The sequence below is a fragment of the Corynebacterium sp. TAE3-ERU30 genome, from assembly GCF_019209925.1.
GTDB classification, from domain to species: Bacteria; Actinomycetota; Actinomycetes; order Mycobacteriales; family Mycobacteriaceae; genus Corynebacterium; species Corynebacterium megadyptis.
In genome coordinates this window covers 517,443-529,637 of sequence record NZ_JAHUTO010000002.1, presented here as the reverse complement: position 1 = coordinate 529,637, position 12,195 = coordinate 517,443, and the positions used below count along the sequence as shown (strand labels likewise).

The following is a 12,195-nucleotide window of genomic DNA, read 5'->3' as shown; positions in this document are numbered from 1 at the left end:
GGGAGACATCCCTAAGCTGTGAGCGAACAAAGCTGACTCGGCTCCCGCCACAGCGGTAGCCTGAAGTGACGAGATATTGGGATTCAAAGGAGAAACAATGACCACCCCACACATGACCAACGCAGCCGCAGGACTCAACCTGAGCGACTCCGTCTTTGAGCGCCTCCTCCGCGAGCGCATCATCTTCCTCGGAAGCCAGGTGGACGATGAGATTGCCAACAAGCTCTGTGCCCAGATTTTGTTGCTCTCGGCAGAGGACCCCAACCGGGACATTTCCCTCTACATCAATAGCCCTGGCGGTTCCGTCACCGCCGGCATGGCTATCTTCGACACCATGAAGTACGCCCCGTGCGACGTTGCCACCTATGGCATGGGCCTTGCGGCATCGATGGGGCAGTTCCTGCTTTCTGCCGGCACCAAGGGCAAGCGCTTCGCTTTGCCCCACGCCCGCATCATGATGCACCAGCCCTCCGCAGGCGTGGGAGGCACCGCGGCGGATATCGCTATTCAGGCGGAACAGTTCGCCTATACCAAGAAGGAAATGGCCGAGCTCATCGCCGAGCATACCGGCCAGCCCGTGGAGCAGATTGTGAAAGACTCCGACCGTGACCGCTGGTTCACCGCCCAGCAGGCGAAGGACTATGGTTTCGTGGATCACGTGATCGAGTCCGCCAAGGGCGCTATTAATAACTAATCCACCCCCACGAATAAGGAGCCTTTCACTATGCAGATGCCACAGTCCCGCTATATCCTGCCGTCCTTCCTTGAGCAGTCCGCTTATGGCACCAAGGAGTCGAATCCCTATAACAAGCTTTTCGAGGAGCGCATCATCTTCCTCGGCGCCCAGGTGGATGACACCTCGGCCAATGACATCATGGCGCAGTTGCTGGTGCTGGAGTCGCAGGACCCGGACCGCGATATCACCATGTACATCAATAGCCCCGGCGGATCCTTCACCTCGCTGATGGCGATTTATGACACCATGCAGTACGTCCGCCCCGACGTATCGACCGTCTGCCTCGGCCAGGCTGCGTCCGCGGCCGCCGTGTTGCTCGCCGCCGGCGCCCCCGGTAAGCGTGCCGCGCTGCCGAATGCCCGCGTGCTTATTCACCAGCCCGCCACCCAGGGCATTCAGGGCCAGGTCTCGGATCTCGAGATCCAGGCTGCGGAGATCGAGCGCATGCGCACCCTCATGGAGGAGACGCTGGCCCGTCACACCGGTCAGAGCGCGGAGCAGATCCGTATTGATACCGACCGCGATAAGATCCTCACCGCCGAGGCGGCCAAGGACTACGGCATCGTGGACCAAGTCTTCGACTACCGCAAGCTCAACGGCTAGTCCGTCCAGAGCCTGCACACAACGGCGGGCGATACCTTCCATGGCAGAGGGTATCGCCCGCCGTTGTCATGCCGTGGCGGCGTCAGCGGCGGCTGCCGGAGCGCGCGTGCACCACACAGACAACAGCTCCCCTCCTCGCATAGGCGAGGAGGGGAGCTGTGTTGCGAGCACCCAGCTGGGACCGCCTAGCGGCGGAGGTGGATGCTCAGCGAATGCCTATTAGCTGAAGGACTCAACGAAGGTGCCTTCTTCATTCGGCATGATGTGAATGGTCTTGCCGGTGAAGGTCTGCTCCCAGCCGCCATCGACCTCGCGCTCAGCCTCGGTCGGGGCGCCGATCTCGGAGTCCAGGCCGCCCTCGTTCTGCCATACCTTCCACATACCGCCGATGACGGGGTAGGTGCCGGCGTCGCTCTTGACGAAGGCAGCGTTCTCGTACTCGGCAACGGTCACGCCGTCGCGCTCATAAGCGGAGACGAAAGCTCCGGCGTTCTCGCCGTACATGTCGTAGGACTCAGCGGCCTCGGTGATCTCGGAGGGCAGGTCAGCCTCGGCGACATCCATGGCATCCTTGTGGTCCATAGCGTCCTTGGCGTCGTGCATGGCGTCGTCAGTCTTGTCCTTGGCGTCGTCCATGGCATCCTCAGCCTTGTCCTTGGCGTCGCCAGCGGCATCCTCGGCCTCGTCCTTGGCGTCACCGGCGGCGTCGCTGACCTCAGAGGCAGCAGAGCTGACGGAATCGGTGGCATCGGATACGGCGTCAGAGGCGTCATCGCTAGAGCAGGCGGCAAGGCCAAGCAATAGGGTGGAACCAGCGATGGCGGTAACGGTGCGCAGGGTGTTTTTACGCATAATTTAACTCCTTGAGTAAATAGGTTTGTTGAGAAAATCGGGCCATGCTGGGCTGTTAGGCTGTGCAGCAGGCCTTCTGCCCTAACTGTAGTGCCCATTCGTCCAATATCAAATTAAATCTGAGAATGTTATAGATATGTGACGATTATGGAAGTGGTGCACAATCGCCATATTTCACTGAGACCTGCTTTTTAATGTGTTTAATTGCAATTAAGGGGAGATGTAAATCACGTTAAAGAAAGGGTTGCATTTCTTAATACTTTCCTGCTGGAGGTTCCATCGGCACCGCGGGGTGGGGCCGTGCACGGGGTGAGGAATAGCTCTGGGTGCAGAATGGTTGAAGGATGGTGTGCTCGGCGCTGCCGCTGCCTCTCCTAGGGGTGGAGGCGCTAGAGTAGGTAGGACGCACTCGGCTCCTGCCGCACAACACACGAGACGCAAATGAGGGTTTTTCCAGCTTATGGCACATATGCAAGAGACTGCTGACCTGTTGAAGTGCTCCTTCTGTGGAAAGAGCCAGAAGCAGGTGAAAAAGCTCATTGCAGGTGGCGGAGTCTACATCTGCGATGAGTGCATCGAGCTGTGTAATGAGATCATCGAGGAGGAGCTCAATACCGCCGCCCAAGAGGAGGCGGAGGAGAGCCGCCTGCCTCGCCCGCGCGAGATCGCGGAGTTCCTCGATGAGTACGTGATCGGGCAAGACGAGGCCAAGCGGGTACTCGCTGTGGCGGTGTACAACCACTACAAGCGCATGCGCCAGGTCGGCGCCTCCTTCTCCATGGATGAGGACGAGGTGGAGATCGCCAAGTCCAATATCCTCATGTTGGGGCCCACCGGTTCCGGCAAGACCTATCTCGCCCAAACCTTGGCCCGGTTGCTCAATGTTCCCTTCGCTATCGCCGACGCCACCTCCCTCACCGAGGCCGGCTATGTGGGCGAGGACGTGGAGAATATTCTGCTGAAGCTGCTGCAGGCCGCAGAATTTGATGTGGATCGCGCGCAAACGGGCATCATCTACATCGATGAGATCGACAAGATCTCGCGGAAGTCCGAAAACCCCTCCATCACCCGCGATGTCTCGGGCGAGGGCGTGCAGCAGGCTCTGTTGAAGATCCTAGAAGGCACCGTGGCTGCTATCCCACCGCAGGGTGGGCGCAAGCACCCGAACCAAGAGTTCATCCAGCTGGATACCTCTAATATTCTCTTCATCGTGGCCGGTGCATTCTCTGGTTTGGAGAAGGTGATCGAGGAGCGCCGCGGTAAGAAGGGCTTGGGCTTCGGTGCTGAGGTGCGCTCCCTCAAGCCGGAGACCACGGAGAATATTTTCACCGAGGTGCGCCCGGAGGATCTGGTGAAGTTTGGGCTGATCCCCGAGTTCATTGGCCGTTTGCCCGTCGTGGCATCGGTGGGCAACCTCGACCGCGAGGCGTTGGTGAAGGTTCTCACCGAGCCGCGCAACGCCCTAGTGAAGCAGTATGAGCGGCTCTTCGAGATGGATGGGGTGTCCCTGCACTTCACGGAGGAGGCATTGGCCTCCATCGCCGATCAGGCCCTAGAGCGCAAGACCGGCGCCCGCGGCCTGCGCGCAATTATGGAAGAGATTTTGGTGCCGATCATGTACACGGTCCCAGATCGCGAGGATGTCTCCACCGTCACGATCACCGGCCCCGCCGCCCGTGGCGAAGAGGAGCCGGAATACTCCGCAGATGGAGACGGCGCGGAAAAAACTGCCTAAGACCGTGGCGCCCTAGCGGCAGACACATTAAGGCCAGCCCCGAGGGGCTGGCCTTTCGTGTGCTTGAGGATGGCTGGGGGAGGGCGGCGTCGATAAGCGCCGCTCCTAAGAGCTGCCGTAGAGGCTGTCTTCCATGGAATAGATGTCCTCGCCGCCGGCCTGATTGTCGTGCTTGAGATGCGTGGTGGCATCGGCGCTGAGATAGCTCATCCCGCCGCTGGACTGCATATTAGAGGTCAAGAAGCTCAGCACAGTATCCACCGCCATGCGGCGCATGCCCTCGGTATTCTCCTGGGACAACAGGTTCACGTTGTAGAGATTGAGGTAGGCGGAATAGTAGGTGCTGCGCATGAGCGTGGGCGCGATGATGATGGTGTAGATATCGATCACCGAAATTCCCGGCCGGAATGCCCCCGAATCCTGGCCGAGCATCAGCAGCTTCTCCATGTGCAGCATCGCCTGGGACTGATCCGCGAAGGGGCCGGAGAGCTCCATATTGGCCTGATTCTGCTGGGATTCCATCACCAATAGCCGTGCCGCCAGGGGGTGCGCGGTGATTTGGTCATAGATCGCTTCCGCCATGGAGCGCATACCCTCCACCGGCACGGCGGTCTCGAGGGCCTGTTCATCAATGACCGGGCGCAGATCGGCGATGGCGCGCTGGATCACCCGCACATACAGCCCGCGCTTATCGCCAAAGTGATAGTGGATCATGCGCTTGGACATCCCGGACTCGCTGGCGATGGCCTTGAGCCGGGAATCTTTGAAGCCGTGCGTGGCGAATGTGCGCAGCGCTACCTTCACCACATGCTCCGGAGTGACGCCCTCCTCATTCTCTGGGGCGGTGGCCGCGGCGGAGTCCGCCTCGGGGGTGGTGGGTAGTGGCATGCTGCCATCTTCGAAGTTCAAGGGAGCGAGATCTTCTCCCGCATACACCGAGGACTGCGCGGCGTCCGCAGAGGTGTATTTATAGGGCGAGGAGTCAGATGTCATGATTGCGCGTTATCCTCCTTGAGATCGGGCCACTGACGTCCGTTCTGGGTGGGTCGTGCGGCCGTCACGTGCGGTGTTCCTTCAACTATTCAATCGTGCCCTCACGCTCCTCGCGGTGAAGCACAACGGGCAGGGGTGGCGTCTTTTCCACCCCAAATTATGGTACTACCCGCATATTCTTCCGACCGCGAGTACGAAGCTCGTCACACCATTTAGGGGTTGGAATTCCCTCACCCGCGTGTGGTGTTAGATCCGTACTTTTTCGCTTATCGACGCTCACTCGGCGGGGCCAGCACCATGCCCGTTTTGTTGGCCTACACGCAGGGGTTCGGACAGGAAAGTTCCGAGTTTGTGGTGTTTCCGTGGGTATTATCCCAGATTTCAGACATGTGACGTGTGCAATCAAACAAGCAAAACACGATCGGACTCGCTATGCTGGGCTCAAAGTACTCTACTAAGAAAGGGCAAGGCCACATCATGTCCCAGTCCCCCAAGAAAATCGTCGTCACCGGTGCCGCCGGCCAGATCTCCTACTCCCTGCTGTGGCGTATCGCCAACGGCGATGTCTACGGCAAGGATGTTCCCGTGGAGCTGAAGCTCCTCGAGATCCCTGAGGCCGTCAAGGCCACGGAGGGCGTGGCCATGGAGCTGCTGGATTCCGCCTTCCCGCTGGTGAAGAACATCGACATCACCGATGACGCTGCTGTAGCCTTCGATGGCGCTAACGCAGCGTTCCTCGTGGGTGCCAAGCCCCGCGGCAAGGGCGAGGAGCGCTCCGCGCTGCTGCAGGCCAATGGCAAGATCTTTGGCCCGCAGGGCAAGGCTATTAACGATCACGCCGCTGATGATGTGCGCGTGCTCGTGGTGGGCAACCCGGCCAATACCAACGCCCTGATCGCCATGTCTGCCGCCAAGGACGTGCCCCACGAGCGCTTCAACGCCATGATGCGCCTGGATCACAACCGTTCCATTTCGCAGCTGGCCACCAAGCTGGATAAGGATTCCGCCGATTTCGAGAACATGGTCGTCTGGGGCAACCACTCCGCCACCCAGTTCCCGGACATCACCTACGCCACCGTGAATGGCGAGAAGGTCTCCGATCTGGTGGATCACGAGTGGTACGTCAACGAGTTCGTGCCGCGCGTGGCCAAGCGTGGTGCAGAAATTATCGAGGTGCGCGGCAAGTCTTCCGCTGCCTCCGCTGCCTCCTCCGCCATTGACCACATGCACGACTGGATCAACGGCACCAGCAGCTGGGCCTCCGCCGCTGTTCCGGGCACCGGCGCCTATGGCGTGCCCGAGGGCATCCTCGCCGGCCAGCCCACCATCTGCGAGAACGGTGAGTGGAAGATCGTCGAGGGTCTCGAGATCTCCGAGTTCCAGGCTGAGCGCATTGCCGCTAACGTCAAGGAGCTGCTCGGGGAGCGCGCCGCCGTAGAGAACGCCGGCCTGCTCTAAACCTCGTGCGCCCCAGTGGGTGCGCGCTCCTGCTACCGCCAGATTCCCTTATGTGGGATCTGGCGGTTTTTGCTTGCTTCCTCCTTCTGCGGCGATGTACATTAGACAAAGTTAGCCAAACCTAAAATTAGGAGGACTAAGATGAGCGCCCCGACGCGCACCAGTGAGCTTCCGGTTGAGCGCTCGCTCAATAGCCACCACCTCTCCCCACACGAGTCCGCGGCCATTGCCGCAGCCTTCAAGGTCTTGGGTGATCCCACCCGCCTGCGCCTGCTCTCTCTCGTGGCCTCGGATAGCTCGATGTCCTCGGCACAATTGGAAGAGATTCTGGAGATTTCCCAGCCCACAGTGAGCCATCACCTCAAGAAGTTGCACGAGGTGGGGCTCATTCATCGTTATCAGCAGGGTCGGCGGGTGCGCTACACCATCAGCGATGAGCAGTTCGCCCATTTGGCTCGTTTGCTCATGCCTTAAAGGCTCGGGTGGGCGTCGATAAGCGACGGGCTAAGATGGGAGAAATACGAACGACTTCTATCTTGAAGGGGGAGTGCCAACCCGTATGGCCAACCGCAGCGAGCAGCTTCCACAAAGCTGGGACCCATCGACCGTTGAACCCGAGCTCTACCAGCGGTGGGTAGACGCCGGATACTTTACTGCGGACCCGGCCTCCGAGAAGCCGCCGTTTTCTATTGTGCTGCCGCCGCCGAATGTCACCGGCCAGCTCCACATGGGCCACGCGCTCGACCACACCCTGATGGACTCCATCGTGCGCCGCAAGCGCATGCAGGGCTATGAGGTGCTGTGGCTGCCGGGCATGGACCACGCCGGCATCGCCACCCAGACCAAGGTGGAGGCGATGCTCAAGGAGACCGAGGGCAAGGATCGCTTCGACTACAGCCGCGAGGAGTTTGTCGAGAAGGTCTGGGAGTGGAAGCGCCAATACGGCGGCACCATTACCCGCCAGATGCGCGCCATCGGTGACTCCGTGGATTGGTCCAAGGAACGCTTCACCATGGACGAGGGACTGTCCGAGGCGGTACAGACCATCTTCAAGCAGCTCTATGACGCCGGCATGATCTACCGCGCGAACCGCTTGGTCAACTGGTCGCCGGTGCTGGAGACAGCCGTGTCCGATATCGAGGTCGAGTACAAGGACGTGGAAGGCGAGCTCGCCTCCATGCGCTATGGCTCCCTCGACGATGCCGAGCCGCACGTCATTGTGGCCACCACCCGTGTAGAGACGATGCTCGGCGACGTCGCCGTGGCCGTCCACCCCGATGATGAGCGCTACCGCGATCTCGTCGGCACCACCCTGCCGCACCCCTTCCGTGATGATCTCTCCCTGCAGGTCATCGCCGATGATTATGTGGACCCGGAGTTCGGTACCGGCGCGGTGAAGATCACCCCGGCCCATGATCCCAATGACTATGAGATGGGCCTGCGCCACGATCTGGACATGCCCATCATCATGGACAAGAAGGGTCGCATTGCCGATACCGGCACCCAGTTCGATGGCCTGACCCGCGAAGAGGCCCGCGTGGCCGTGCGCGAGGCGCTCGCCGCCGAGGGGCGCATCGTCAAGGAAATCCGGCCCTATGTGCACTCCGTGGGCCACTCCGAGCGCAGCGGCGAGCCGATCGAGCCGCGCCTGTCCCAGCAGTGGTGGGTGAAGGTCGAGGAGCTGGCCCGCATGGCCGGCGACGCGATCCGCGAGGGCGATACCGCCGTGCACCCCACCTCCTTGGAGCCGCGCTACTTCGAGTGGGTCGACAATATGCACGATTGGTGCATCTCCCGCCAGCTGTGGTGGGGGCATCGCATCCCCATCTGGTACGGCCCCGAGGGCGATGTGCTTTGCCTCGGCCCGGGCGAGGAAGCCCCCGCCGGCTATGAGCAGGACCCCGATGTATTGGACACCTGGTTCAGCTCGGCGCTGTGGCCGTTTTCCACCATGGGTTGGCCCGCCGATACCGAGATGCTGGCCAAGTTCTATCCCACCTCGGTGCTGGTGACCGCCTATGACATCCTCTTCTTCTGGGTGGCGCGCATGATGATGTTCGGCACCTTCGCCGCCACCCAAACCGAGTTGGGTACCGCGGCGGAGGGGCGTCCGCAGATTCCCTTCCGTGACCTCTACCTGCACGGCTTGGTGCGCGATGAGCGTGGCCGCAAGATGTCGAAGTCTTTGGGCAATGGCATTGATCCGATGGAGTGGGTGGAGCGCTTTGGCGCCGATGCCCTCCGCTTCGCCCTCGCCCGCGGCGCCAACCCCGGGGTGGATCTGCCCCTCGGTGAGGACGCCGCCCAGAGCGCCCGCAACTTCTCCACCAAGCTATTCAACGCCACCCGCTTCGCCCTGATGAATGGCGCCGAGGTGGGCGAGCTGCCCGCACGCGCCGAGCTGAGCGACGCCGACCGGTGGATCCTCGACCGCCTCAACGAGGTGGTGGGCACCGTCAATCGCTATCTCGACGACTATCAATTCGCGAAGGCGAATGAGGAGCTCTACCACTTCACCTGGGACGAGCTCTGCGACTGGTACCTCGAGATCGCCAAGGTGCAGATCCCGCGCGATAACGACACCGCCAGCGAGGCCGAGCGCCACCGTGGCGCCATCACCCAGCGGGTGCTGGGCCACGCCCTCGACACCGTGCTGCGGCTGCTGCACCCCACCATGCCCTTCGTCACCGAGGTGCTGTGGACCGCGCTCACTGATGGCGAGAGCCTCGTGATCGCCTCCTGGCCGGAGGCCGAGGAGCGAGACAGCGATGAGACCGCGCAGCGCCGCATCGACGATACGGTCAAGCTCATCACCGAGATCCGCCGCTTCCGCTCCGATCAAGGCGTCAAGCCCTCGCAGAAGGTGCCGGCTCGGGTGGACTTTGCCCGCGCCGACCTCGATAACCAGCGCGAGATCATCACCTCCCTGGCGCGCCTCGATGCCCCCGGTGAGGGCTTCAATGCCAGCGCCAGCGTGGAGGTGCGCCTCAGCGCCGCCACCGTCAGCGTGGACCTCGATACCTCCGGCACCGTGGACACTGCGGCCGAGCGCAAGCGCTTGGAAAAGGATCTGAAGAACGCCGAGAAGGAACTCGAGACCACCGCGAAGAAGCTGGGCAATGAGAACTTCCTCGCCAAGGCCCCCGAGGCCGTGGTGGAGAAGATTCGCACCCGCCAGCAGGTGGCCCGCGAAGAGTTCGACCGCATTAGCAAGCGACTTGAGCAGCTCTCATGAAGGATCAGGAAGAATTCGGAGAGCTAGAACTCTCCGAGACCGGGTTGAGTTTGCCTATCGACGTCAACCAGGAGGTAGAGCAGCCAGAATCCCAGGAGATCACGCCTGCGGATATGCAGGCGCTCGCCGCTTGTGAGGCGGAGCTGGATCTGCGCTGGCCGGAAACCAAGCTGGATCCCAGCCTGGAGCGCATCGAAAAGCTCATGGATCTGCTGGGCTCGCCGCAGCGCAGTTATCCCACCATTCACGTGGCGGGCACCAATGGCAAAACCTCCACGGTGCGGATGATCGAATCCCTGCTGCGTGCGTTCCACCGGCGTACCGGCCGCACCACCAGCCCGCATCTGCAGCTGGTGACCGAGCGCATCGCCATCGACGGCCAGCCGATCCACCCGCGCGACTATGTGCGCACCTGGGAGGAGATCAAGCCCTACGTGGAGATGGTGGACGCCTCCTCGGAGGTGCCCATGTCCAAGTTCGAGGTGCTCACCGCCATGGCCTATGCCGCCTTCGCCGACGCCCCCGTGGACGTCGCCGTGGTGGAGGTGGGCATGGGCGGCCGCTGGGATGCCACCAACGTGATCAACGCGGATGTGGCCGTGATTATGCCCATCGGGGTCGACCACACGGACTATCTCGGCGACACTCTTGAGGAGATTGCCGCGGAAAAAGCTGGCATCATCAAGCCCCGCTGGGATGCCTCCGACCTACTCACCCCGCCCGATAATGTGGTGGTCGTGGGCAATCAGGAGCCGGCGGCGATGGACGTGGTGCTGCACCGCGCCGTGGAATCCGATGCCGCCGTGGCCCGCTATGGCCACGAGTGCGGCGTACTCAGCTCCACCGTGGCGGTGGGCGGCCAAGACATCAGCATCCGCGGCCTAGCTGGGGATTATGAGGATATTTTCCTGCCGCTCTCGGGTGCACACATGGCACACAATGCCGCCTGCGCTCTGGCCGCCGTGGAGGCATTCTTCGGCGCCGGTCCGGGACGCCCCCTCGATCTGAACACGGTGCGCGAGGGCTTCGGCACGGTCAGCTCCCCTGGCCGTTTGGAGCGCGTGCGCTCCACCCCGAGCGTGTTCGTCGATGCCACCCACAACCCGCACGGCGCGGCCGCGCTGGCCCAGGCGCTCGACCGCGACTTCAACTTCCGCCGCCTCGTCGGCGTGCTCGGGATTCTTGGAGATAAGGACGCCCGCGGCCTGATGCAGGCCGTGGAGCCGGTGCTGGATGAGGTGGTCATTACCCAGAACACCTCGCCGCGGGCCAGCGATGTCTATGAGCTCGCGGAGATCGCCCGCGAAATCTTCGGGGAAGAGCGCGTGCATGTGGCCGAGCAGCTGCCCACCGCCGTCGAGCTGGCCATCGAGTTGGCCGAGGACACCGGCGAGGTAGGGGAGATGGTCTCTGGCTCCGGTGTGGTGATTACCGGATCGGTGGTCACCGCCGGGGAGGCCCGCGCCCTGTTTGGAAAGGAACCAACATGAGCAAGAACGTGGAATATGGTCCCCTCGGTCCAGGCCATGCCCCCGATAAAGACCCCATGAAGGGTCTGCGCGGGGTGATGGCGGGCATTTTGAGCATGGAGTCCATCTCTTTGCTGCTGGTACTCACCGTGATCCTGCGCGTGGATGGCGGCTCCTATTGGACCACCTTCAACTGGGTGTATGTGAGCGCGGTCGGCGTGGCGCATATGGTGCTGGCCTTCATGATGAAAGCCCGCTGGGCGCTGCCCGCCATTTGGGTGCTCCAAATCTTCGCCCTCGCAGGGATTATCGTGCACGTGTCCATGGGCATCATGGCCGTGGTCTTCATCGTGGTGTGGGCCTATGTGTTCTACCTGCGCAAGAACATTCTTGAGCGGATGCGGCGCGGCTATCTCGCCAGCCAGCACACCTAAAGCGGGGAAGACCTATGCGTAATTCCCAACGCGACCTCTATCAGCTCATCGGCCTATCGGCGCTGATTGTGGGCGCCTCGCTGCTCGGGGCGCATCCCCTCATTACCCTGGCGTTATTGGTGCTCATGCCGGTGATCCTCGCCGCATGGACGCGGCATCGCCGAGAAGAGCAGCGCGGCATCATCCGGCTGTCCCGGCCGCAGCGGAAGCAATTGGCAGAGCTCGACGATCCCGCCGCGGCCACCCGCCTCGCGTATTGGTTTCCCGGCGCCGGGGCCAAGGCGGTCAAAGCCGCCCTCGATAAGGAGCGACATGAATAAAGAAATAATCATCAGCCTCCTCGGAGTGGTGATCACTGCCATCGGGGTGGTGCTCATGCTTATCGACGGCAACTTCGGTGGCTGGATGTTTATCGCCAGCCTCATCCTGCTGGTGATCTTCGCGGTCACCTCCTGGTCGCAGTACACCCGGGCGAAGAACCCGCGCCCCGTGGAGCTCGGCGTCGAGCAGCATCGGCATGTGCGCGAACTCAAAGCCACGGACACCGCGGCCGCCGTCAAACAGGTGCGGCGCTATGACCGCCGGGTCACACTCCAAGAGGCCATCGACTACGTCGACGGGCTCTGACCTGCATTCACGCCGGCGTTGGGGAGGATTCTGCCCGCGCGCGATCCTGGTGC

Annotated in this window: 12 protein-coding genes; 10 read left to right on the top strand and 2 right to left on the bottom strand. The window is 62.0% G+C overall.

Translation table 11 applies throughout. From position 1 onward, the window contains the following. The first annotated feature begins 97 nt into the window (after positions 1–97). On the top strand, positions 98–694 hold the full coding sequence (locus KR227_RS05340; RefSeq protein WP_151529103.1) for an ATP-dependent Clp protease proteolytic subunit: 597 nt from the start codon (positions 98–100) through the stop codon (positions 692–694). Positions 695–724: 30 nt separating this feature from the next. Continuing rightward, positions 725–1,339, top strand: a complete 615-nt coding sequence (locus KR227_RS05335; RefSeq protein ID WP_018018933.1) for an ATP-dependent Clp protease proteolytic subunit — start codon at positions 725–727, stop codon at positions 1,337–1,339. Positions 1,340–1,558: 219 nt separating this feature from the next. Here KR227_RS05335 and KR227_RS05330 read toward each other — a convergent pair whose 3' ends face one another. Then, positions 1,559–2,191 (bottom strand): YtxH domain-containing protein, encoded by a 633-nt coding sequence (locus tag KR227_RS05330; RefSeq protein ID WP_218364169.1) that lies wholly within the window; start codon positions 2,189–2,191, stop codon positions 1,559–1,561. 460 nt (positions 2,192–2,651) lie between these two features. On the opposite strand from KR227_RS05330, the gene clpX reads away from it, so the two are divergent. After that, on the top strand, positions 2,652–3,926 hold the full coding sequence (gene clpX / locus KR227_RS05325; RefSeq protein ID WP_218364167.1) for an ATP-dependent Clp protease ATP-binding subunit ClpX: 1,275 nt from the start codon (positions 2,652–2,654) through the stop codon (positions 3,924–3,926). Between the two features lie 105 nt (positions 3,927–4,031). Here clpX and KR227_RS05320 read toward each other — a convergent pair whose 3' ends face one another. Beyond that, complete coding sequence (locus tag KR227_RS05320) at positions 4,032–4,919, bottom strand: TetR/AcrR family transcriptional regulator (RefSeq protein ID WP_151549331.1); 888 nt, start codon at positions 4,917–4,919, stop codon at positions 4,032–4,034. 477 nt (positions 4,920–5,396) lie between these two features. Here KR227_RS05320 and KR227_RS05315 point away from each other — a divergent pair, with 477 nt between their 5' ends. From KR227_RS05315 to KR227_RS05285, 7 genes are all read left to right on the top strand, one after another. Continuing rightward, entirely contained in the window at positions 5,397–6,377 is a 981-nt protein-coding gene (locus tag KR227_RS05315; protein ID WP_218364166.1) for a malate dehydrogenase, read from the top strand. Between the two features lie 141 nt (positions 6,378–6,518). Then, a complete protein-coding gene (locus tag KR227_RS05310) occupies positions 6,519–6,851 on the top strand; it encodes a helix-turn-helix transcriptional regulator (RefSeq protein ID WP_151640884.1) in 333 nt (110 codons plus the stop codon). Between the two features lie 85 nt (positions 6,852–6,936). Continuing rightward, entirely contained in the window at positions 6,937–9,612 is a 2,676-nt protein-coding gene (locus KR227_RS05305) for a valine--tRNA ligase (protein ID WP_218364165.1), read from the top strand. Then, positions 9,609–11,102, top strand: coding sequence for a folylpolyglutamate synthase/dihydrofolate synthase family protein (locus KR227_RS05300; RefSeq protein ID WP_218364164.1), 1,494 nt, complete (start codon positions 9,609–9,611; stop codon positions 11,100–11,102). The genes KR227_RS05305 and KR227_RS05300 overlap by 4 nt, the downstream gene beginning before the upstream one ends. After that, positions 11,099–11,515 (top strand): DUF4233 domain-containing protein, encoded by a 417-nt coding sequence (locus KR227_RS05295; protein WP_218364163.1) that lies wholly within the window; start codon positions 11,099–11,101, stop codon positions 11,513–11,515. The genes KR227_RS05300 and KR227_RS05295 overlap by 4 nt, the downstream gene beginning before the upstream one ends. Before the next feature lie 14 nt (positions 11,516–11,529). Beyond that, entirely contained in the window at positions 11,530–11,835 is a 306-nt protein-coding gene (locus KR227_RS05290) for a hypothetical protein (RefSeq protein ID WP_218364162.1), read from the top strand. After that, a complete protein-coding gene (locus KR227_RS05285; protein ID WP_218364161.1) occupies positions 11,828–12,142 on the top strand; it encodes a hypothetical protein in 315 nt (104 codons plus the stop codon). The genes KR227_RS05290 and KR227_RS05285 overlap by 8 nt, the downstream gene beginning before the upstream one ends. Positions 12,143–12,195 lie beyond the last annotated feature (53 nt).